The sequence below is a fragment of the Methylophilus aquaticus genome, assembly GCF_030769565.1.
GTDB classification, from domain to species: Bacteria; Pseudomonadota; Gammaproteobacteria; order Burkholderiales; family Methylophilaceae; genus Methylophilus; species Methylophilus aquaticus.
The window spans coordinates 26,621-48,382 of sequence record NZ_JAVCAP010000026.1 but is presented as its reverse complement, the minus strand read 5'-3'; the positions used below and the strand labels follow the sequence as shown (position 1 = coordinate 48,382).

Sequence of the window (21,762 nt, the reverse complement as noted above, 5' to 3'; positions counted from 1 at the left end):
GACAATATGCGATTAATTTAAAGCGCCATGGCAATTTTTGTAACGCTTGCCAGAGCCACATGGACAAGGATCGTTACGGCCTACACGTACACCTTCAGGCATATTGAGTGCTTCAGGCTCAGCAGTATTTCCCAATGCACTATCATAATCCGTGTGCTGATATTGAACATTTCCGACATCAGCAGCACGCATGGCCTCTTCGGCACGGCGCTCCTCTTCTTCCAGCTCTTCGCGTGAGCGTACCTGTACCAGCATTGTGATGCGGGTCACTTCACTTTTCACTGTATTGAGCAATGACTCAAACAGCTCAAATGCTTCGCGCTTGTATTCCTGCTTCGGATTCTTCTGTGCATAAGAGCGCAAATGAATACCCTGACGCAAATGATCAAGCGCGGCTAGATGTTCCCGCCAGTGGTTATCCAGGCTTTGCAACATGACAGCGCGTTCAAAATTGCGCATATTCTCATTGCCAGCCATCATCTCTTTGCCCGCATAACTTTCATTGGCACTATCCAGAATACGTGCACGCAGAGTTTCTTCATGCAAATCAGGATTACCTTCCAGCCACTCGCCCACGGGCAAGGTCATGCCGGTATCTGCCAGCAAGGCTTGCTCCAAACCGGCAATGTCCCACTGTTCTTCCACGCTGCCTGGGGGCACATAGGTGTTGAAAAGACTGTTCACCACATCCTCACGCATGGCGCGTATGGTTTGGCCAACATCGACGGATTCAAGTAAATCATTGCGCTGCTCGTAAATCACTTTGCGCTGGTCATTCGAAACATCATCATATTCCAGCAATTGCTTGCGGATATCAAAGTTGCGGCCTTCAACCTTGCGCTGCGCATTTTCAATCGCACGCGTCACCATGGCATGCTCAATGGCTTCGCCCTCCGGCATATTGAGGCGGGTCATAATCGCAGCTACACGCTCGCCTGAGAAAATACGCAATAACTGGTCTTCAAGCGACAGGTAGAAACGGCTCGAGCCAGGATCACCCTGACGCCCGGAACGCCCACGCAACTGGTTGTCTACGCGGCGAGACTCGTGACGCTCGGTACCGATAATATGCAAACCACCAGCAGCTAACACTACATCATGGCGCTGTTGCCATTCGGCCTGCAACTGTGCAATTTCGGTCTCTTTTTCAGTATCACTCAGGCTGTCATCATGACGAATGCCGTGGATATCACTCTCCGGATTCCCACCCAGTACAATATCCGTGCCGCGACCGGCCATATTGGTGGCAATAGTGATCATGCCTGGACGTCCGGCTTCTGCCACAATGGTCGCTTCGCGTTCATGCTGCTTGGCATTGAGTACCTGATGCTCCAATTTAGCCTGTGTCAGCAAATTCGAAATCAGTTCGGAGTTTTCAATCGAGGTGGTGCCCACCAGCACAGGCTGACCCTTGGCCTGACACTCTTTAATATCCTCAATGACCGCTTTGTATTTTTCCATGCCGGTACGATAAACCTTGTCCATCGCATCCACACGCTGAACAGCACGATGTGTCGGGATCACCACGGTTTCAAGGCCGTAAATCTGGTTAAATTCGTATGCTTCAGTATCCGCTGTTCCGGTCATCCCGCTCAGCTTGTTATACATGCGGAAATAGTTCTGGAAAGTGATGGAAGCCAGTGTCTGGTTTTCTTTCTGGATGGCTACGCCTTCTTTTGCCTCTACCGCCTGATGCAATCCATCTGACCAGCGACGGCCCGGCATCATGCGGCCAGAAAATTCATCGACAATGACGATTTCACCATTGCGCACCACATAATGCTGGTCACGGTGGTACAGGTTTTGCGCACGCAATGAAGCGTATAAATGATGCACCAACGTAATATTGGCAGGCTCATACAAGCTAGAACCGGCAGGTAACATACCGCTCTGCTCCAGCAACTGCTCGGCATGCTCGTGACCAATTTCGCTCATGGTCACACTTTGTGCTTTTTCATCGACCCAGAAATCGCCTTCGCCGTCTTCTGCAGTTTGACGCGTTAATTGCTTGGCGACTTCGTTAATTGCACCATACAAATCCACGCTATGTTCGGCCTGGCCGGAAATAATCAGCGGGGTACGCGCTTCATCAATCAGAATCGAGTCAACTTCATCCACCAGTGCATAGTTGAGGGTGCGCTGTACACGCTCTTCCTTGCTGAACACCATATTGTCACGCAAGTAGTCAAAGCCGAATTCGTTATTGGTACCGTAGGTAATGTCCGCCGCATAGGCGGCCTGTTTCGCATCGTGTGTCATTTGTGACAGGTTAATGCCTACCGTCAAACCCAGAAAGTTGTAGAGTTTCCCCATCCACTCGGCGTCACGTTTGGCCAAATAATCGTTAACCGTTACCACATGCACGCCTTTGCCGGTCAGCGCATTCAGGTACGTGGGCAATGTTGCCACCAGCGTTTTGCCCTCACCGGTACGCATCTCGGCAATTTTGCCCGCATTCAGCACCATGCCACCAATCAGTTGCACGTCAAAATGGCGCATGCCCAAGGCACGTTTACTGCCTTCACGTACCACGGCAAAGGCCTCTGGCAACAATTTATCCAGGCTTTCGCCTTGTGCGTAACGTTGCTTGAACTCCTCAGTTTTTCCACGCAATTGCTCATCTGTCAGCGTTTGAATTTCGGGTTCCAACGCATTGACTTGCTTGACGATTTGCAGATACTGCTTGACCAGCCGTTCATTACGACTGCCAAATAATTTTTTAAACAACGAGGCTAACATGAGTCACACCGATTTCCGCGCAAGCGGGTTAGATTGAAAATAAACTGAGATTGTATAAGATATAGAGGGCGATTGTCTCGATTATTGCATTGTACTAACAGAATTCTGGCAATAGAGAACCAACATCAGGAATGGTTCCTGAGATACTCACGCGGATCAAGCGGATTACCATTCAGGCGAATTTCATAATGCAAGTGCGGCCCAGTGGAGCGGCCAGTACTGCCAATCAGGGCAATTTTCTGGCCTTTCATGACACGTTCTCCAGGTTTTACCAGCAAACTGGAGTTGTGGGCATAACGGGTTTCCAAACCTGAGCCATGATCAATCTTCAACAAATTACCGTAGTCTGGCGTCTGTGTTGCCATGGTCACAATCCCGTCTGCTGCAGCAAACACTGGCGTACCCACGGCCGCCGGAAAGTCCAGCCCCTCATGAAAAGCGCGGTGTCCGCTCATGGGATCAATCCGCCAGCCATAACTCGAAGAACTGTAAGCCACCTCCACCGGGCTGCTGTTGGGCAGCATTTCACGCAGCACACTTTTCAACAGCAATTTGGCTTCAAGCTTGCCCTGATACTCATCTCGCAAATCAAGATCTGCAGCCATTTTTTCAATCGTGGACTTTAAATCCTCTTCAGACAACGGGCTGTCTTTCACCAGCGGCCCCCCTTGTCCAAGCAACTCATTCACAGGTGTGCGCTGGCTGATGGGTTCAGCCCCTGACTTGATACCCGCCAGTTTGGATAACCGCTGATTTTGTGCATCCAGACGTAAAATTCGCGCTTGCAACTCGCCAATCTGTTTGGCATACGCATCCAAATGGTTTTGAGTCGATAACATGGCCCCGCGCAAATGGGGCGGCAACATGGCTTTAACTCCCTGAGACTTGATCACCTGTTGCGGCGTAATAAACAACAGGGTTAATACCACTGGCAACACAATCAGTCCCAGCAACAAAGCAATACTTTCCAGCAAGCCCAGGGTTTTGGGCTTGGCCATTTTTTCAGACACAATAATGATATTAATCATGCGACAAAACTCTCGTTATTCACCGGCATCTTCTCGCGCGTGCCATGATGTAAAATAGAATGGCTTAATGCGGAATGCCTCTATGTTCAAAATCAATCAAGTGTTCAATAACCACAGCGGCCTCAAGCCTTTGTTGCAAGAGGCTGAACACCATCAGCGTCTGCAACAGCTATGGTCACTGGCAGCACCGGAATTTTCTGCGCATTCGCAGGTCATCGGCATTGACCAGGGAGCACTCATCATAGGCGCTTACTCGGGCGCTATTGCCAACAGAATCAGGCTGCTCAGCCCATCTCTTCTGGCAAAAACTCAGGAAATTTGCCAAAAATCAAGGCAAATCAAAGGCTTAAACCTTAACGCAATTAAGGTCAAAGTGCAAGTAAAATCTCCTGCGCCAGTCAAACGTAAACACATCAAGCCACCATCCAGCCAAGCACTTAGCACACTGGAAAGCTGTGCAGAGCACATCGAAAACCCGGCGTTACAAGCCGCCTTGCGACAGTTCATTCGCCATCAGCGCTAAGCGCTGATGAACACTGCAAGCGCCAGTTCCTGACAACTTGTAGACGCACTTTAATAGTGCAATAATGCACCAACCTGTTACATTTTATTTACAACTACATTGCGTGAAAGGAACCAAGGTAACAGGGGAGGCGAGCAATCATTACGTTTAACGAAGTTTCATCAGGAACAGGAGAAGTCATGTCAGTCGCATTAATGTTAGCCATCGGCGCAGCAGTGTTGGCAGTGCTATATGGCGTAGTAATGAGCAAGTGGATTTCAGGATTACCCGCAGGTAATGCACGTATGCAGGAAATTGCGGGGGCCATTCAACAAGGCGCAGCCGCCTACCTGTCCCGACAATACAAAACCATTGCACTGGTCGGCGTGATTCTGGCTATTTTAATTGGCGTTTTCTTAAGCCTGCAAACAGCTATCGGCTTTGTCATTGGCGCCGTACTGTCAGGGGCTTGTGGTTTTATCGGCATGAATGTCTCGGTCAAGGCCAATGTTCGCACTGCACAAGCCGCGACCAATGGTATTGGCGCAGCCTTGGATGTCGCCTTTAAAGGCGGGGCCATTACGGGCATGCTGGTGGTGGGGCTGGGCTTGCTGGGCGTCACCGGCTTTTATATCTATCTGGGTGCAGAGCAAGCCACCGACTTGAATCCGCTGATCGGGCTGGCATTTGGCTCCTCGCTGATTTCAATATTTGCACGATTAGGGGGCGGCATTTTCACCAAAGGAGCAGACGTTGGAGCAGATCTGGTAGGCAAGGTCGAAGCTGGTATTCCTGAGGACGACCCACGCAATCCGGCGGTGATTGCCGACAATGTGGGCGATAATGTCGGCGATTGTGCCGGTATGGCTGCTGACCTGTTTGAAACCTATGCCGTAACACTGATTGCTACCATGGTACTGGGAGGGCTGATGGCAACAGAAGCCGGCACCAATGGGGTCATTTATCCGTTACTACTGGGGGCGGTGTCTATCATCGCCTCCATTATTGGCTGTTTCTTTGTCAAAGCTTCGCCGGGGATGAAAAACGTGATGCCCGCACTCTACAAAGGCCTGGCAGTAGCAGGCGTGCTATCACTCATCGCGTTCTACTTTGTAACACAGGCGGTGTTCCCACAGGGTTACACCCACAGCGAGGTGACCGTTTCCAGCAATGCTCTATTTGGAGCCTGTGCGGTGGGTCTGGTCTTGACTGCAGCCCTGGTCTGGATCACTGAATACTACACAGGCACTGACTATGCACCGGTCAAACATGTCGCGCAAGCCTCCACTACCGGCCATGCCACTAACATTATCGCCGGGATTGGTGTTTCGATGAAGTCGACCGCCTTACCAGTACTCTCGGTGTGCCTGGCGATCTTTGTCGCCTACCATCTGGCAGGGTTATACGGTGTAGCGATTGCCGCAATGGCGATGCTGAGCATGGCGGGCATTATTGTGGCACTGGATGCCTATGGCCCGATTACTGACAACGCGGGCGGCATTGCCGAAATGGCAGAACTGCCCAGCAGCGTGCGCGATGTGACCGACCCCCTGGATGCAGTTGGCAACACCACCAAAGCCGTAACCAAAGGATATGCTATTGGTTCAGCGGGCCTCGCATCACTGGTGTTGTTCGCCGACTACACCCACAAACTTGAGAGCGCAGGCATTACCGCCAGCTTTGACCTCAGCGACCCAAAAGTGATCATCGGCCTGTTTATTGGCGGATTGATTCCTTATCTGTTTGCCGCCATGGCCATGGAAGCGGTTGGCCGCGCGGCCAGCAGTGTGGTCGAAGAGGTTCGACGCCAATTCCGTGAAATCAAAGGCATTATGGAAGGCACCGCCAAACCGGAATATGGCAAAGCCGTCGACATGCTCACCACAGCAGCGATCAAGGAAATGATGATTCCATCCTTACTGCCGGTGGCTGCACCTATTTTAGTCGGCATTTTTCTAGGCCCGATTGCACTGGGCGGCTTGCTGATGGGCACTATTGTGACCGGCTTGTTTGTCGCCATTTCCATGTGTACCGGGGGTGGCGCATGGGACAATGCAAAAAAATATATTGAAGACGGCCATCACGGCGGCAAAGGCTCGGACGCCCACAAGGCGGCCGTAACCGGCGACACTGTGGGTGACCCGTATAAGGACACTGCAGGCCCGGCAGTCAACCCGCTGATTAAAATCATCAACATTGTGGCCTTGCTAATCGTGCCACTATTGCATTAAACATTTTAATAGCTACTGAATATAAAAAAGTCGGCAAATGCCGACTTTTTTATGCTGCTACGATCGCTCAGAACGCCGGCTTGACTTCGGCATCATTGTAACGAATTACACCATCAGTGATTTCTTTGTGCGCATCATCGATGCCTACCCAGCCTTCGATTTTTACCCATTTGCCTTTATCCAAATCTTTGTAATGCTCAAAGAAATGCGCAATCATATCCAGACGCCACGGAGAGACATCACTCAATGTTCTTTGATAAGCATACAATCCACAAACTTTCTCAACTGGCACAGCCAACACCTTGGCATCACCACCGGCCTCATCTGTCATTTTGAGCATACCGAGTGCGCGGCAACGTACCACAACCCCTGGCAACAACGGCACAGGAGTAATAACCAATACATCCACAGGGTCTCCATCATCACCCAGCGTGTGCGGAATGTAACCATAATTGCATGGATACTGCATGGAGGTTCCCATAAAGCGATCCACAAACAATGCACCACTTTCCTTGTCAACTTCATACTTGACCGGATCACCATTAGCTGGAATCTCGATGATGACGTTAAAGTCGTGGGGCAAATCTCTACCACTTGGCACCAAATTCAAAGACATCGTGTTAAACCTATCTCAACGAAAAAACCGCCATTATAGGCGAAGAATGTGGCGTGTTGATGGCAAATAAAAGCATGAATTGCTTTATTTTTAATTTGATCTGTATTTTTCATTAGCGCTTGAAACAACAACGCCCTATTGTTTAATGTATAAATTCGGCAGATTTTGTGTCAGTAGCCGCTCTACGGACAGAAAATCTACACAACGCAACCGAAAAATGGATAAGTTGACGTTCGCGTGCGATATTAAATCGCTTAGCAGAAAATTTTGATTAAAGGTTACTATATCTGTGCACGACAGGATTGTCGTACGGCTATTGGGGTTACTTTTAGCGCCAGATAGACTAGCAAAGGCAAAATCACCAACTCATCAATCTGGCCAATGACCGGAATAAAATCGGGAATCAAGTCAAAGGGCAATACTAAATAGCCCAGTGCCAGCCACAACAAGGCTTTTGCCAGCCATGGCGTATCCGGATGTGCGAGCAAGGCACGGTAAAATACCAGCTCCTGTTTGAATCTGGCCGCCAGCGCGGCCAGTTGTGCACGAAAACGCAACGGATCTCCAGTATTCGCCAGGCCTATTCCACCTGCAAAATACGTCCGGTCAGCTTGGCAAACGCTTCCATATACTTGTCAGAGGTACGCTTTGCAATGTCCGGCGGCAATACAGGTCCAGGCGGTGTTTTGTCCCAGTCGCAGCTTTCCAGCCAGTCACGCACAAACTGCTTGTCATAACTGGGGGGATTACTGCCTATCTGATATTGATCTGCAGGCCAGAAACGTGAGGAATCCGGCGTCAATACTTCATCCATCACATGCAGCACGCCATGCTCATCCACGCCAAATTCAAATTTAGTGTCGGCGATGATAATGCCCTTGGTGCGCGCATATTCTGCGGCACGGGTATACAGCGCTATCGCTGTTTTTTCGACTTTGGCAGTCAGGTCTTTGCCAATCAGCGCCTCGACTTGCGCCACGCTGATGTTTTCGTCGTGTTCACCCACGGCGGCTTTACTGGAGGGGGTAAATAAAGGCTGGGGCAGTTGTTGCGCGAGTTGCAATCCGGCTGGCAGCTGAATATCACACACAGTCCCTTTGGCTTGGTACTCTTTCCAGCCACTGCCCACCAAGTAGCCACGCACAATTGCTTCGAGCGGCAATGCTTTCAACTTCTTCACCACCACTGCACGGCCACGCACCTGCGCGACTTCATCCGGGGCCACTACGCTTTCCGGGGCAATACCGGTGAGATGATTTGGCACCACATCGGCCAGTTGCTCAAACCAGAAATTGGCCATTTGCGTCAACATGGCGCCTTTGTGTGGAATGCCGGTAGGCAAAATCACATCAAAAGCACTCAGGCGGTCAGTGCTGACAAGCAACATGGTCTGTGCGTCGATATCGTAAATATCGCGGACTTTGCCCTGATGCAGTTTTTTCAGGCTTTGAATCGAGGTTTCCAGCAAGGGTGCGGTCATGGCAAGCATCACTACAATAATAAAAGCGGTATTATAAAGCGCCGCACCCGCGCAGGCGAATACTTTGTCAGCCAGCCTGACAACGGTCTGTCATCAAGCCGCTTGTGCTACAGCTTCAGGAGGCTCCGGTATCTCCGTCATGGACAGCTTGGCATAGGCCACGTAGCGTGTTAACCGCAGCAAATTACAGGTGTAGCCGTATTCATTGTCATACCAGCCGATCAGCTTCACAAAGGTCGGGTCCAGCATTATCCCGGCCTTGGCATCAAACACACTGGCGGCCGGATAACCCCTGAAGTCACTGGAAACCACCTGCTCATCGGTGTAGGCCAGCACGCCTTTTAAATCACGTTCGGCTGCGTATTTCATGACAGCACAAATATCGTCATAAGTGGTTTTTTGTTGTAGTTCCACCGTTAAATCCACCACCGAGACATCGGCAGATGGAATACGCATGGCCATGCCCGTCAGCTTTTTATTCAGCGCCGGAATCACCTTGCCCACCGCTTTGGCAGCACCCGTACTTGAAGGAATAATGTTGTCAAACACGCCCCGGCCGCCGCGCCAGTCTTTTTTCGACGTACCATCTACGGTTTTTTGCGTGGCCGTTGCAGCATGAATGGTGGTCATCAGTCCGCGCTTGATGCCAAAATGATCATGCAACACTTTCACCATTGGGGCCAAGCCGTTCGTTGTACAAGAAGCCGCGGAAACGATTTCCTCGCCATGGTAATGGTAGTGATTGACGCCATACACATACATCGGTGTATCGTCCTTCCCCGGTGCTGACTGCACCACAATACGCGCGCCCCCGGCAATATGGGCAGCGCAGCTTTCCTGTGTCAAAAACACACCGGTGCATTCCACCACAACATCCACTTCAACCGCGGCCCAGTCAATCTCGGCTGGATTGCTGTGCGCGGTCAAGCGGATCGGCTTGCCATCCACCACCAGCGCATTGCCCTCTAAATGTGCATCGTATGCCAATCTTCCGTGCACAGAGTCGTATTTGAGCATATACAGCATATGCTCTGGCTCCTCGATGCCGTTGATGGCCACCACTTCCATATCCTTGAATTCCGCCTGATTTAATGCGGCCCGCAATACCATGCGACCAATCCGGCCAAAGCCATTTATCCCCACGCGAATACCCATCGTTGCCTCCTAGCGACGTTACTGATGCTTATACAAGCAAGTTTAATGCTAGCCTTGCAATATTTTTTTGATAATGGTATTAGACAGCAAGGCTGCGCTTGAATAGAATAAGCATAGGGGACGATATTCACACCACCAAAAGAAAAATTTCATGATTGATATCAACGCCTATTGGATCACTTGTTGAAGCTGCCCGCACACTTATTGACAGGCATTTTAGAGACGCTCTCGCTGCAAATTGCAGTGATCGATCAAGAGAGTCGCATTCTCTATGTGAACCGTGCCTGGCAAAACTTTGGCGTGTATTATGGCCTGCCCGCAGAGGCAGACTGGACCAACGTCTCTTATCTGGAGATTTGCCAGGCCAACGAAGACACCAACCAGCCCCAGATTCTGCAAGGCATCCAGCAAGTGCTGAATGGCGAAACCGGTCACTTCAAAACCGACTATCTTTGTCACACCCCCATGCATCAGCCGACGTGGCTCACCTTGGACATTTGCCCGATGAAGGACACACAGTTGCAGGACGCGCAAGCAAGCACACCCTGCTTCCTGGTGTCACTGACCAACATTACCGTGCACAAACAGGCAGAGCTTGAAATCTCAGCACTCAGCATGATGGATCCGCTGACCGGCCTGTCCAACCGGCGTCGGCTGGAACTGTTTTTGCGCGACGAATGGTCGCGGGCCATTCGCCACCAGTCCGGCCTGAGCATCATGATGATAGATGCAGATCATTTCAAATTGCTGAACGACAGCATGGGCCATGCCGCAGGGGATGAATGCCTGAAGCAAATCGCGGATATTCTCAAAAAGTATACCAATCGCCCAGGCGATCTGGCTGCACGCTATGGTGGCGAAGAGTTCGTGCTGGTCCTCGGGCAAACCACCTCCCAGGAAGCCATCAAGATTGGTGAGCGCATACGGCAGAAGGTAATGGATTTGAATATTCGCTTTGCCGAGCATCGCCTGATGACCGTAAGCATAGGCATCGCTTCATTGGGTGCCCACGCTTCACAGGCATCCAAACCAACACAACCGCAAAGCCAATGGCTCAACTTCAGTGAAGATGGCAATTTACTGATCGAACAGGCGGATAAAGCCCTGTATGTTGCAAAAAAACAGGGCCGTAACCGGGTAGAGGTGTACGACAAACATCATCGGCTGACTGCCCCGCTCACAGCATGAAGCACTGAGCAGGAAGCCAGGCAAACCTCAAGTATCCGCCTAACCGGCGCGCTGCTCCAGAATAGCCACTGCCGGCAATGTTTTACCTTCCAGAAACTCGAGAAAAGCCCCGCCAGCAGTAGAAATATACGAAACCTTGTCGTAAATATCGTATTTTTGAATCGCAGCAATGGTGTCACCACCGCCAGCCAGCGTAAAGGCCTTGGTTTCGGCAATGGCTTTGGCAATGGTTTTAGTGCCATCCCCAAACTGGTCAAATTCAAACACGCCCACTGGGCCGTTCCACACCACAGTGCCGGCTTTCATGATGATATCCACCAGCTCGGCCGCTGATTGCGCACCAATATCAAAAATCATGTCATCCGCTGCCACGGCATCCGCTGATTTTTTCACGGCAGGCTCATTCGCATCAAACTGCTTGCCTACCACCACATCTTTGGCAATCGGCACGCAAGCCCCGCGCGCTGACATTTTTCCCATCAGGCAGCGTGCAGTATCGATCAGGTCATTTTCACATAATGACTTGCCGATTTCATGGCCATCTGCCTTGAGGAAGGTATTGGCAATACCGCCACCCACTACCAGCTGGTCCACTTTATCCGACAGGCTTTCCAGCACGGTCAGCTTGGTGGAGACCTTGGAGCCGCCCACAATGGCCACCAGCGGTCTCGCCGGGGCCAGCAAGGCCTTGCTCAAGGCCTCCAGTTCCTGCGTCAGCAAAATACCGGCACAGGCCACAGGGGCAAATTTGGCAATACCATGCGTAGAAGCTTCGGCTCGGTGTGCGGTGCCAAAGGCATCCATCACAAACACATCGCAGAGGGCAGCATATTTTTGCGCCAGTGCATCGTCGTTTTTCTTTTCGCCAACGTTAAAGCGACAGTTCTCCAGCAAAATGAGCTGACCATCTTCAACGGTCAGGCTATCCGCCGGTGCGTTAGGCGCCAGCCAGTTTTTCACCAGGCGCACCGGCTTGCCGAGTAAACGGCTCATCACATCGGCCACCGGCTTGAGGGAGTTTTCTTCAGAATAGACACCCTCTTCCGGACGCCCCAGATGCGAAGTCACCATCACCTTGGCACCTGCCTTCAAGGCAAACTCGATGGTCGGCATGCTGGCAACAATACGCGCATCAGAAGTCACCTTGCCTTCTTTTACCGGCACATTCAGGTCAGCACGAATAAACACCCGCTTGCCGCGCAGATCAAGATCGGTCATTTTGATAAATTTCATACACGAACTCCGTAGAGCGGTGATCACCGCTTAAAAAGAAATCTGAATGGATATGCAAACGGGGCATCTAGCCCCGTCTGTCATCAAGCAATATGTTGCACCAGACGCAACAGGTTGCAGGTGTAGCCGTATTCGTTGTCATACCAGCCCACCACCTTCACAAAGGTCGGGTCCAGCATAATCCCGGCACCGGCATCAAACACGCTGGCGGCAGGACTGCTGCGAAAGTCGGTAGAAACCACTTTGTCATCAGTGTAATCCAGTACGCCTTTTAAAGCACCTGTAGAAGCCTTTTTCATGGCCTCGCAGATGGCTTCATAGGTTGTTTCTGTGCTGAGCTCTACAGTCAGGTCAACCACGGACACATCTGCAGAAGGCACGCGCATGGCCATGCCGGTCAGCTTTTTATTCAACGCCGGAATCACTTTACCGACGGCTTTGGCAGCCCCGGTGCTGGAAGGAATAATATTTTCGAAGACGCTACGGCCGCCGCGCCAGTCTTTTTTGGAGGTGCCATCCACCGTCAGTTGTGAAGCAGTGGTCGCATGAATCGTGGTCATCAGGCCACGTTTAACACCAAAACTGTCATGCAACACCTTGGCCAAAGGTGCCAGACCGTTGGTGGTACAAGAAGCCGCCGAAATAATCGCCTCACCGGCATAATCTTCATGGTTCACACCATACACAAACATCGGGGTGTCATCTTTGCCGGGGGCAGATTGCACGATTTTTTTCGCGCCGCGGTTGAGGTGTGGCTGACAGCTTTCCTGGGTTAAAAATGCGCCGGTGGATTCCACCACAATATCCGCACCGCCCTTAGTCCAGTCAATGTTGTTGGGATCGCGTTCTGCGGTGAGGTGAATGCGTTTGCCATTGACCACCAGACAGCCGTTATCAGCTTCAACCGTGCCTTGGAATCGACCATGTACAGAGTCATATTTCAGCATGTACATCATGTACTCGATGTCATACGAACTATTGATGGCAACCACTTCAATATTCTTGAACTCGGCTTCTTGAACCACTGCACGTAACACCATGCGACCGATACGTCCAAACCCGTTAATCCCCAACTTGACTGCCATATTCCTCCCCAAAGAATACAATAGAACTAAAACTCAGCATTTTAACCTAAACACGATAGACTGGACACACTGTAAGTGTTTGATTTGATAAGCGACAAACTATAAAAAGCATTTTTCAGCATCAAGATGGATGCGCATACCCGCACAAAGGAGAAATAAACATGCAGGCAGAACAAAAAGCCATCCTGGCTGGCGGCTGTTTTTGGGGCATGCAGGATCTGATTCGCGCATTGCCCGGCGTGATCAGCAGCCGCGTCGGTTATACCGGTGGCGAAGTGCCCAATGCGACTTATAAGCACCATGGCAACCATGCCGAAGCCATCGAAATCGTGTTTGACCCCTCACAAACCAGTTTTAGAACATTGCTGGTTTTTTTCTTTCAGATCCACGATCCGACCACCCCCAAACGACAGGGCAATGACCTTGGACCCTCCTATCGATCGGCGATTTTTTATTTAAACGAGGCTCAAAATCAGACGGCGGCACAACTCATTGCCGAGATGGACGCTTCCGGCATCTGGCCCGGCAAAGTGGTCACCGAACTGGTGCCCGCCAGCGACTTTTGGGTGGCAGAACCTGAGCATCAGGATTACCTGCTGCGTTATCCGACCGGCTACACCTGTCACCGGCTGCGACCAGAATGGATATTACCGCAGGACCGTGGCATGTAACTCTGGCGTGGTCCTCTCAATGTTGTACTGCATGCACGCGGCGCTTGAAAGCCGTATGCATGCAGCAGCAGCACATCATGTGCTAACCATTCAAACTTTTGCTCACTACTTCAAACACATCGTTCGATAAATCCGGGGTGGTCAGCACTGCTTCGAGCGCCGCCTTCATCTGCACCTGCAAAGCGGGAGCATAGCGTTTCCATTCACGCAGCGGCGTCACCATGCGTGCCGCCATTTGTGGATTAATGGCATTCAATTCGATAATCGCATCACGCAAAAAGGCGTAGCCCTGACCGCTGGGGTCATGAAACTTGACCGGGTTATTAATGGCAAATGCGGTATACAGTGAACGCACGCGATTAGGATTTTTGATATTAAAATCCGGATGCTGGCGCAACATGGCAATGTCGTCAAAAATCTGCGCGCGTTTAGATAAAGCCTGCAAGGAGAACCACTTGTCGATGACCAGCGGATACGCCTTGAAGCGTGTATAAAAATCAGCAAACGCAGCGGCGCGCTCAGGCTGTGTGCTGTCAGTCAAACTCGCCAGCGCAGTCACGCGGTCTGTCATATTGTCGGCAGCATCATAATGCGCCTTGGCGCGCGCAGCACAGCCGGTGCCATTGGTCACGGTGAGGATATCCAGCACCGCCTCCTGCAAGGCGCGACGGCCCATGGCCTGCGGCGTAATTTCAAATGCGCCGGTACCGCGGTTTGCCGCATACAAGGCCTCCAAACGCTCTTTGTGCGTACGCTTGAGCTGGGTAAGGATGCTGGTGCGCGCCGCATCAATGGCTGCCGGGTCAATCACCGGCAGATATTGGCCAATCACACCTATCATGGGCAAACTCAACGCCCGCGCCAGCAAGGCTTTATCGCCCTGACCGCCAAGGCCCTGCTCAATCAAGGTGCCCACATCCGCAATAAACTGGCTGATATCCGCCTGCGGATCAGCCATCACACGCTGTATGGTCCGCAACGCCAGCGTTTGTCCAGCCTCCCACTTGTTAAAGCCATCGGTGTCATGCACCTGCAATAAACGCAGGTCATCGTCACTTAAATCCGTCTCCAGCTTCACCGGCGCCGAAAAGCCACGCAAGATCGAAGGCACCGGTTTGGCAGCGATGCCATCAAAAGTGAAAGACTGCGCACGTTCCGTCATTTCAAGCACTTGTGTCGGCACAATCTCAGTGCCGTCGGCTGCCAGCAAGCCCACCGCTATCGGCATATGCAAAGGCTGCTTGTCCGTTTGCCCCGGTGTGTCCGGCTGCGATTGTGTAAAGCTGAGCGTATAGCGTTGCTGCGCCGCGTCGTAGTGGCTGCTGGCGACCAGGGTCGGCGTGCCCGCCTGTTTATACCACCTGAAAAACTGCGTCATATCCCGGCCTGAAGCCTCGGCCATGCACTGCACAAAGTCATCACAGGTCACCGCCTGACCATCAAAACGGTCAAAATACAAATCAGTCGCCTTGCGAAAGTTCGCGGCGCCGAGCAAAGTATGCTGCATGCGAATCAGCTCTGCGCCTTTTTCATAAATGGTTTTAGTGTAAAAGTTGCTGATTTCAATAAACTGGTCAGGCTGCACCGAGTGCGCCAGCGGGCTACCATCTTCGGGGAACTGCAAGCGGCGCAGGCCATTCACATCGTCAATGCGCAACACCGCACGCGAATTCATATCGGCGCTGAACTCCTGGTCGCGGAACACGGTAAACCCTTCTTTGAGTGACAGCTGGAACCAGTCACGACAAGTCACGCGGTTACCGGTCCAGTTGTGGAAATACTCGTGGCCGATCACGCCTTCCACACTCATAAAGTCGCTATCGGTCGCGGTTTCCTGATGCGCCAGCACCAGCGCAGTGTTAAACACGTTAAGCGAGGTGTTTTCCATCGCGCCCATATTAAAGTCGCTCACCGCCACAATATTGAACAGCTCCAGCTGATACTCGCGGCCATACACTTCTTCATCCCATTGCATCGATTTTTTCAGCGACGCCATGGCATGGCTACATTGGCTCTCATCTCCTGCCCGCACATAAATATGCAAATCCACCTTGCGGCCCGTCATGGTGGTAAACGTATCCGCCACGCGGACCAAGTCACCCGCCACCAGCGCAAACAGATAGCAAGGTTTGGGGAACGGGTCATGCCAGACACGGTAATGCCTGCCATCTGGCAAACTACCTTCATCCTGCAAATTGCCGTTCGACAACATGACCGGATACGCCTCGGCATCCGCCTCTATGCGCACGGTAAACACGCTCAATACATCCGGCCTATCCTGGCAATACGTAATACGTCTGAAGCCTTCAGCCTCGCACTGTGTGCAATACGTGCCTTGAGATTGATACAACCCTTCCAGCGCCGTATTCGCCTCCGGGTTGATTTCACTGACGATGGTTAAAGAAAATTCCTTGCCCGGATTGGCAATCGTCATCTGCCCATCGGCCAGCGTATAGCCAGTAAACGGCAGGCCATCGATGGCCACCGACACAATGCTTTGCTCCTCGCCATCCAGCACCAAATCATCCGACACCCCGGCCGGGTTTTTCACATAGCGCACGATAGAAGTGACGATGGTTTTACCCGGCAACAGGTTAAAACTCAAATTCACCTGCTGCGCCAAATAAGGGGCAGGCGTGTAGTCTTTAAGGTAGATAGTTTTTGGTGCAACAGCGTTTTCGGTTCGCATGGATTTACCTGAGAATTTTTAGAGTTAAGTAAGGATTATATTTGAGAGTAGTACTTATGGAATTGGTTTAGTACGTCGCTTAACAAAATGTTTTACAAAACATTAATTAACATATGTTATGGTCACACAAATCCAACATTGACTAATTATTTATTGTAATTACAATAATATGAAGCTTAGTTACTCGCAAAACAAAAATATCACCAATTTGCAAAAGCACGGTATCGCATTAGAGGCGGCCCGACTGTTGGATTGGGATTTATTGATTGTTGCCGAGGATGAACGCCATGACTATGGCGAAATGCGTTTGATAGGTTTTGCCCCGATTGCGAAGCGTTTATATTGCATTGTCTATACTGAGCGGAATGAAAATATCCATGTGATTAGCTTGCGAAAAGCAAATATCAGAGAGGTCAAAAGATATGTCGAAACCCGCAAAAACATTAAAAGTGAATGACCTGGAACTTGAACTGCCAGATGCTGCAGAAGAAGCACGCATCAATGCCGGAATCTTAGCCGACCCAGACACAGTTGAAGTCAGTGATGCCCAGTTTAAAAAAATGCGTGGGCGACCGATAGGTAGCCGTAAAACACTGGTACATATTCGGCTGGATAATGATGTGGTGGAAAAATTTAAAGCGACTGGATCAGGCTGGCAGACACGGATTAATGAAGCCTTAAAGAAAGTGAATCCAGTTTAATTTTATTCTCGGCTACCCCCACTACTCAATGAAACGTGCTGCCGCCCGCCCAATAGACCTGAGTGATATTGAGCATTTAGAGAAAATAAAATCACTATGAACGCGCCCTTTAATCCAGCCGAAAGAACTTACCATGTCAGTGAAGAACGCTTGCGTGCCTTTATGGCATTAACCCCATTAGAGCGGTTGCAATGGGTCGAGCAGGTTGCTTATTTTTTGCGTTTGGCTAAATCTTCAAAAGCGCATGAGCTGCCACAGGTTGACTGCTAAATGAGGGGCTCTCTTATCACCCACAATAAAATTTGGTGAATACAGTTAAATTTACTCTGATCCAAATTATTTTTTTACGATTTTAACAAACCCACATTTGTGCTAATGTGTGATTGTGTGAATATTTCAAGAGGTTTGCGATGAGCAGATTAACCATAGACATCAATGAGCAACAGCACCAAACCTTAAAAGCGATTGCGGCTTTGCAAGGTAAATCGATTAAACAATATGCCTTAGAGCGTTTATTTCCCCAAGCGGACGATGCACAAGGCTTGGCGGATTTGCAAAACTTGCTACTACAACGCTTGAGCGAAGCTAACCGTGGCGATGTTTCTACTCTAAGCATCACCGAGATTGTGCAAGATGAAGTGCAAGCGAGTGCTAACCGTTGAAGCCAGCTTATGTGCTCACCAAAAGTGCAGAGGCTGATTTAAGGGCGATTGTGCGCTACACCCGCGCTGAATGAGGCGAAAAGCAGTGTATGGCGTATGTAGCAGAAATTGAGAACACCGCTACCCGTCTTGCCAGTGGTATGAGCAGCTATAAAACTTGCCATGATATTTTGCCAAATTTACGGGTGGCGCTTGCTGGCAAACATTATGTATTTTGTGTGCCGCAAACCAATGCTCTGCAATTATTTTGGCCATATTGCACGAAAAAATGGATATTGTGGCACGGTTGCGTGACCGTTTATAAATGTTGCTAAACACCAAGCATTTTGAGCGCATCAAAGCTTAAAAATAGAAGATTGGCCGCAATGACTGCATAAGCTGAGTTAAATAAAGCATTCAAAATGCTACATAGCTAGACCCGACCCCATGCTTTTACACGCTGTGAGTCTTCGATCTCAAGTCAAACGAACAATTTAGTGTGCTTCATTTAATTATGTTAGATTAGGCATATTCAATAATTGTGCATGGTCTTCACTACAAATCACAAAACATTAAAGTGAATGGATAACTAATTGGTCTCAGATGACACCTTCAGCGTATTAATATTAGTGGATTACGACAATCTTAGTGATGATCACAAGCGATCAGGAATACTAAGTCTTATCACTAAAGCACTTTCACACCTTCCAAAATCCATTTCTGCAACTTTAGGAACATGTGAGGTTCGCATATATGGCGGTTGGTATGAAGAAGCCTTGATGACGCACTTGGCACAAGACGTATCAATTCGTATCCAGGAAGAGTTCCCTGCAATAATCAAAATACCTTTATCAGAAGGTAGATTGATTCAATTTAGAACAAATGCTGAGCTTGCTTTTGCTTTGTATCAAGAACCCAGCCACCACCTATTCAATACATTTAGAAAAAAGGCGGTTCCAAGTAATATTCGTTTTGCTAAACCTCTAGATGTGGGCTGCACTAATTCATCGTGCATTCTTCATTTGGCAAAAAAACTCCTCCAAAAAAATAAGTGCCCTATTGATACATGCAGCACTACTAGCTGCGAATTAGTTTACAGACATGAGCAGAAAATTGTAGACACAATGCTGACATGTGATTTGATTTATGCTTCCCAAAGTAATAGTAATATCCATATTATGCTAGTAAGCAATGATGACGATTTCTTGCCACCAATACGTACAGCCCTATTAAATGGTTCTCAAATTTACAGACTTCACCCCAAACACCGACTACAAATACAACAACAAACGGGAATTGGTACACGCTTAACTGAATTGGAATTGTAATCATGCTTATAGATGACTTTAAATCGCTCATTTCAACCTTTTCTGACCCTGGATCAGAAACTCTGTTCGAGAGAAACAACATTATGTTTTCTCTAAATGGGGAGATTGTAGAGATAACAATTACAGCAAAAAACTTTGGAAATATTTTTGTTGATGAAGGAAATACAGGAATCTTCGTAGATGCCACTCAATGGATAATAAAGCGGCTTGCAAATCTACAGTTACTTGCTTCAAGACTCAAAGAAAACATAAAGCCTACCCCAAACTTCGTATCTCCAATTGCTAGAGTTTTACAGTCTTTAGAGTCCTCGGCAGTTGAAACTAGCACTCCAACATCAGATGCCTTGAATAGTACATTTCAAGCTCTAGGAAATCGTAGTCCCTTTGAAACATCTGTTTTGTACATAACAAGTGACGCCGGAGAAGGTAAAACCTCCTTAATTAATGAAATGGCAAGGCAACAAGCAGAGAAATTTTCGAGAAATGAAGCTGAGTGGCTATTAGTACCTATTCCTCTTGGCGGCAGACACTTCCTAAGATTCGATGACATAACTGTAGGTGCATTGCAAAATCGATATAGATTTCCATTCTTATATTACAACTCTTTTCTGGCACTCGTTCGAATGGGAGTCATTGTGCCAGTGTTCGACGGTTTTGAAGAAATGTTTGTTGAAAATAGTTCAGGTGAGGCTTTATCAGCAATGGGTATTCTTGTTGCAGCATTGAACTCGACCGGCGCTTTAGTAATTGCGGCAAGAAAAGCTTACTTCGAATTTGAAAATTTGAAAATGCAAGAAAAGCTTTTTGACTCTATTAGCTCATTTGCTGTCGGCTTTGGCAAAGTAGAGCTTTGTAGGTGGGAAAAAGAACAGTTTATTGAGTATTGCAAAAAAAGAAATATCACGAATCACAATGAGATATATGAGAGAGTGAGTAATCGATTGGGGATCGATCACTCTCTTCTAACAAGACCTGTGCTTGTAAATAAGTTAATTGATATTGCTACTGAGAGCAGAACCTTAGAATCTTTTCTGGACCGGCTACAAGGTTCAGGAGGCGATTACTTCTCGGTTTTTGTTAAAGGAATTATAGAAAGAGAAGCCACAGAAAAGTGGATCGATAGATCCGGTGATGTGGGCATTCCATTACTGACAACTGACGAGCATTGTGAGTTGCTTTCACTCATTGCCGTAAGTATGTGGGAGGCGAGAGTTGACTATCTAAAAAGAGAGCTACTTGAATTTACATCTGACTATTATTGTGAGACGACCAAAAAAACACCATTTCAGACAAAACAAATTAGAGAAAGGTTAAGAGGCCACGCATTGCTAGTTTCTTCAACCAATGCACAATCCGCTGTAGAGTTTGATCATGATGAGTTTAGGTTATTTTTCTTAGGAGAGGGTTTTGCAGCTCAAATAAGTTCATTAAATGATCGAGCAAAAAATGAAGCCCTGGGTCTTCTGAGAAAAGGAATTCTCCCTGAGCAGAGCCAAGAGGCATTTTTACACGCAATTAGTCGTAAAGATGCTTCTGATTACTTATCAATAACAAAGTTTTTTCTTGATGTTGCCGCTCTTGATGGACAAGCTTCGTATACACATGAAAATTGCGCCAATTTAATAATTAGGCTAATTAATAAACAAAGTCTTGGCCCGCTTGATATTAAGAACTTAACCTTTGCAGCTGACATTCTAAAAGATAAAAATTTAGCAGACATTAACTTTATAAACTGCTACTTCTCACCAACTTCTTTAGAGGAAACGTCCTTAATTAACTGTCACTTCAACGAATGCACTTTTGGACAGCTAAAATTCTTCAAGTCTACATCCATAAATAATTGCGAGTTTAATAATTGCACAGTTGAAACTTTAAGATTAGTTGAGCAAAGCCTCGACTTTTGGGATCCAACTGAAGTACAAATGCAACTAAAGTCGCTAGGAGCCCTTACATTAACCCAAGATGCTATTTTTGGAGAAATGGATATCGACTCTGATGATGAACTAAAACACTTTGAGAAGTTGCTCCGTTACTTCATGAGAAGCACTCACATAAGCGAGTCAGTAATATTGATTAAATTAGGTGAGAATGGAAAAAGTTTTATTGATAAATCCTTATCGAAGCTATTGTCTAAAGAAATTATGGCGGAAATTGAAAATCGAGGGGGGCCACTTCAAAGACGTTTTAAATTAAATAAACCATTGGAAAAACTTAATCACGCGGTTTCCACAGCACAAGGCTCTTTCGAGAAATTTCTTCAAAATTTCTAAGTCAGTAAGAAAGGTTTTAATTACCATCTACTAAACCTTTCTTTAAAAAGCAAGCAAAACCATGAGGGTCAAGTCTTGCAAAACAACATTTCAAGCATTAGTGCCATTCAGTTCAGAGTAACATAAAACCAACAGCTCACGGTTTCGCGGGCTGTTGGCTTGCAGATGATAAATCAGGTGTTTAATCACTCTTCTGAATTCACAG

19 protein-coding genes are annotated in these 21,762 nt (G+C 48.6%); 10 read left to right on the top strand and 9 right to left on the bottom strand.

Annotation, left to right across the window (positions count from 1 at the left end; genetic code table 11):
* Positions 1-12 precede the first annotated feature (12 nt).
* Both secA and Q9291_RS11885 read right to left on the bottom strand, forming a co-directional pair.
* Positions 13-2,739: a preprotein translocase subunit SecA gene (secA, locus tag Q9291_RS11890; protein WP_306390283.1), complete on the bottom strand. Its 2,727-nt coding sequence runs from the start codon at positions 2,737-2,739 to the stop codon at positions 13-15.
* Positions 2,740-2,864: 125 nt separating this feature from the next.
* On the bottom strand, positions 2,865-3,767 hold the full coding sequence (locus Q9291_RS11885; RefSeq protein ID WP_306390281.1) for a M23 family metallopeptidase: 903 nt from the start codon (positions 3,765-3,767) through the stop codon (positions 2,865-2,867).
* A gap of 82 nt (positions 3,768-3,849) precedes the next feature.
* Between Q9291_RS11885 and Q9291_RS11880 the strand changes: the two genes are divergently transcribed.
* Together Q9291_RS11880 and Q9291_RS11875 are read left to right on the top strand one after the other, a co-directional pair.
* Positions 3,850-4,290 carry a DciA family protein gene (locus tag Q9291_RS11880; RefSeq protein ID WP_306390279.1) on the top strand — a complete coding sequence of 147 codons (441 nt, stop codon included), beginning with the start codon at positions 3,850-3,852 and terminating at the stop codon, positions 4,288-4,290.
* A 179-nt stretch (positions 4,291-4,469) separates the two neighbouring features.
* On the top strand, positions 4,470-6,500 hold the full coding sequence (locus Q9291_RS11875) for a sodium-translocating pyrophosphatase (RefSeq protein ID WP_306390278.1): 2,031 nt from the start codon (positions 4,470-4,472) through the stop codon (positions 6,498-6,500).
* Positions 6,501-6,567: 67 nt separating this feature from the next.
* On the opposite strand, the gene ppa is transcribed toward Q9291_RS11875, so the two are convergent.
* The 4 genes from ppa to gap (Q9291_RS11855) all read right to left on the bottom strand — a co-directional run bounded on the left by ppa (position 6,568) and on the right by gap (Q9291_RS11855) (position 9,751).
* Positions 6,568-7,116: an inorganic diphosphatase gene (ppa, locus tag Q9291_RS11870; protein ID WP_306390277.1), complete on the bottom strand. Its 549-nt coding sequence runs from the start codon at positions 7,114-7,116 to the stop codon at positions 6,568-6,570.
* Between the two features lie 281 nt (positions 7,117-7,397).
* Entirely contained in the window at positions 7,398-7,673 is a 276-nt protein-coding gene (locus Q9291_RS11865; RefSeq protein WP_306390276.1) for a YkvA family protein, read from the bottom strand.
* A gap of 23 nt (positions 7,674-7,696) precedes the next feature.
* Positions 7,697-8,596 (bottom strand): phosphoribosylaminoimidazolesuccinocarboxamide synthase, encoded by a 900-nt coding sequence (locus tag Q9291_RS11860; RefSeq protein ID WP_306390275.1) that lies wholly within the window; start codon positions 8,594-8,596, stop codon positions 7,697-7,699.
* A gap of 93 nt (positions 8,597-8,689) precedes the next feature.
* Positions 8,690-9,751 carry a type I glyceraldehyde-3-phosphate dehydrogenase gene (gene gap / locus Q9291_RS11855; RefSeq protein ID WP_306390274.1) on the bottom strand — a complete coding sequence of 354 codons (1,062 nt, stop codon included), beginning with the start codon at positions 9,749-9,751 and terminating at the stop codon, positions 8,690-8,692.
* A gap of 183 nt (positions 9,752-9,934) precedes the next feature.
* On the opposite strand from gap (Q9291_RS11855), the gene Q9291_RS11850 reads away from it, so the two are divergent.
* Positions 9,935-10,939 (top strand): sensor domain-containing diguanylate cyclase, encoded by a 1,005-nt coding sequence (locus Q9291_RS11850; protein ID WP_306390273.1) that lies wholly within the window; start codon positions 9,935-9,937, stop codon positions 10,937-10,939.
* Positions 10,940-10,978: 39 nt separating this feature from the next.
* On the opposite strand, the gene Q9291_RS11845 is transcribed toward Q9291_RS11850, so the two are convergent.
* Positions 10,979-12,172: a phosphoglycerate kinase gene (locus tag Q9291_RS11845; protein ID WP_306390272.1), complete on the bottom strand. Its 1,194-nt coding sequence runs from the start codon at positions 12,170-12,172 to the stop codon at positions 10,979-10,981.
* An 83-nt stretch (positions 12,173-12,255) separates the two neighbouring features.
* Entirely contained in the window at positions 12,256-13,257 is a 1,002-nt protein-coding gene (gene gap / locus Q9291_RS11840; protein ID WP_306390271.1) for a type I glyceraldehyde-3-phosphate dehydrogenase, read from the bottom strand.
* A 161-nt stretch (positions 13,258-13,418) separates the two neighbouring features.
* Here gap (Q9291_RS11840) and msrA point away from each other — a divergent pair, with 161 nt between their 5' ends.
* Entirely contained in the window at positions 13,419-13,928 is a 510-nt protein-coding gene (gene msrA / locus Q9291_RS11835; RefSeq protein ID WP_306390270.1) for a peptide-methionine (S)-S-oxide reductase MsrA, read from the top strand.
* 82 nt (positions 13,929-14,010) lie between these two features.
* On the opposite strand, the gene pepN is transcribed toward msrA, so the two are convergent.
* Positions 14,011-16,617 (bottom strand): aminopeptidase N, encoded by a 2,607-nt coding sequence (pepN, locus tag Q9291_RS11830; protein ID WP_306390269.1) that lies wholly within the window; start codon positions 16,615-16,617, stop codon positions 14,011-14,013.
* Between the two features lie 169 nt (positions 16,618-16,786).
* On the opposite strand from pepN, the gene Q9291_RS11825 reads away from it, so the two are divergent.
* The 6 genes from Q9291_RS11825 to Q9291_RS11800 all read left to right on the top strand — a co-directional run bounded on the left by Q9291_RS11825 (position 16,787) and on the right by Q9291_RS11800 (position 21,557).
* Positions 16,787-17,074: a BrnT family toxin gene (locus Q9291_RS11825; RefSeq protein ID WP_306390268.1), complete on the top strand. Its 288-nt coding sequence runs from the start codon at positions 16,787-16,789 to the stop codon at positions 17,072-17,074.
* Positions 17,040-17,318: a BrnA antitoxin family protein gene (locus Q9291_RS11820; RefSeq protein ID WP_306390267.1), complete on the top strand. Its 279-nt coding sequence runs from the start codon at positions 17,040-17,042 to the stop codon at positions 17,316-17,318. The genes Q9291_RS11825 and Q9291_RS11820 overlap by 35 nt, the downstream gene beginning before the upstream one ends.
* A gap of 96 nt (positions 17,319-17,414) precedes the next feature.
* On the top strand, positions 17,415-17,588 hold the full coding sequence (locus Q9291_RS11815) for a hypothetical protein (RefSeq protein ID WP_306390265.1): 174 nt from the start codon (positions 17,415-17,417) through the stop codon (positions 17,586-17,588).
* Positions 17,589-17,728: 140 nt separating this feature from the next.
* Positions 17,729-17,980 carry a type II TA system antitoxin, ParD family gene (locus Q9291_RS11810; protein ID WP_306390264.1) on the top strand — a complete coding sequence of 84 codons (252 nt, stop codon included), beginning with the start codon at positions 17,729-17,731 and terminating at the stop codon, positions 17,978-17,980.
* A gap of 572 nt (positions 17,981-18,552) precedes the next feature.
* Positions 18,553-19,287 carry a PIN domain-containing protein gene (locus tag Q9291_RS11805; RefSeq protein WP_306390263.1) on the top strand — a complete coding sequence of 245 codons (735 nt, stop codon included), beginning with the start codon at positions 18,553-18,555 and terminating at the stop codon, positions 19,285-19,287.
* Positions 19,288-19,289: 2 nt separating this feature from the next.
* Positions 19,290-21,557 carry a hypothetical protein gene (locus tag Q9291_RS11800; protein WP_306390262.1) on the top strand — a complete coding sequence of 756 codons (2,268 nt, stop codon included), beginning with the start codon at positions 19,290-19,292 and terminating at the stop codon, positions 21,555-21,557.
* The last annotated feature ends 205 nt before the right edge of the window (positions 21,558-21,762 follow it).

Excerpts from the sequence above, each read along its gene's own strand:
- gap (WP_306390274.1), bottom strand. The coding sequence starts at position 9,751 with ATGGGTATTCGCGTGGGGATAAATGGCTTTGGCCGGATTGGTCGCATG.
- Q9291_RS11845 (WP_306390272.1), bottom strand. The coding sequence starts at position 12,172 with ATGAAATTTATCAAAATGACCGATCTTGATCTGCGCGGCAAGCGGGTG.
- Q9291_RS11820 (WP_306390267.1), top strand. The coding sequence starts at position 17,040 with ATGTCGAAACCCGCAAAAACATTAAAAGTGAATGACCTGGAACTTGAA.
- secA (WP_306390283.1), bottom strand. The coding sequence starts at position 2,739 with ATGTTAGCCTCGTTGTTTAAAAAATTATTTGGCAGTCGTAATGAACGG.
- Q9291_RS11875 (WP_306390278.1), top strand. The coding sequence starts at position 4,470 with ATGTCAGTCGCATTAATGTTAGCCATCGGCGCAGCAGTGTTGGCAGTG.
- Q9291_RS11825 (WP_306390268.1), top strand. The coding sequence starts at position 16,787 with ATGAAGCTTAGTTACTCGCAAAACAAAAATATCACCAATTTGCAAAAG.
- Q9291_RS11860 (WP_306390275.1), bottom strand. The coding sequence starts at position 8,596 with ATGACCGCACCCTTGCTGGAAACCTCGATTCAAAGCCTGAAAAAACTG.
- Q9291_RS11885 (WP_306390281.1), bottom strand. The coding sequence starts at position 3,767 with ATGATTAATATCATTATTGTGTCTGAAAAAATGGCCAAGCCCAAAACC.
- msrA (WP_306390270.1), top strand. The coding sequence starts at position 13,419 with ATGCAGGCAGAACAAAAAGCCATCCTGGCTGGCGGCTGTTTTTGGGGC.
- pepN (WP_306390269.1), bottom strand. The coding sequence starts at position 16,617 with ATGCGAACCGAAAACGCTGTTGCACCAAAAACTATCTACCTTAAAGAC.
- Q9291_RS11815 (WP_306390265.1), top strand. The coding sequence starts at position 17,415 with ATGAACGCGCCCTTTAATCCAGCCGAAAGAACTTACCATGTCAGTGAA.
- Q9291_RS11810 (WP_306390264.1), top strand. The coding sequence starts at position 17,729 with ATGAGCAGATTAACCATAGACATCAATGAGCAACAGCACCAAACCTTA.
- Q9291_RS11800 (WP_306390262.1), top strand. The coding sequence starts at position 19,290 with ATGCTTATAGATGACTTTAAATCGCTCATTTCAACCTTTTCTGACCCT.
- Q9291_RS11880 (WP_306390279.1), top strand. The coding sequence starts at position 3,850 with ATGTTCAAAATCAATCAAGTGTTCAATAACCACAGCGGCCTCAAGCCT.
- gap (WP_306390271.1), bottom strand. The coding sequence starts at position 13,257 with ATGGCAGTCAAGTTGGGGATTAACGGGTTTGGACGTATCGGTCGCATG.
- ppa (WP_306390277.1), bottom strand. The coding sequence starts at position 7,116 with ATGTCTTTGAATTTGGTGCCAAGTGGTAGAGATTTGCCCCACGACTTT.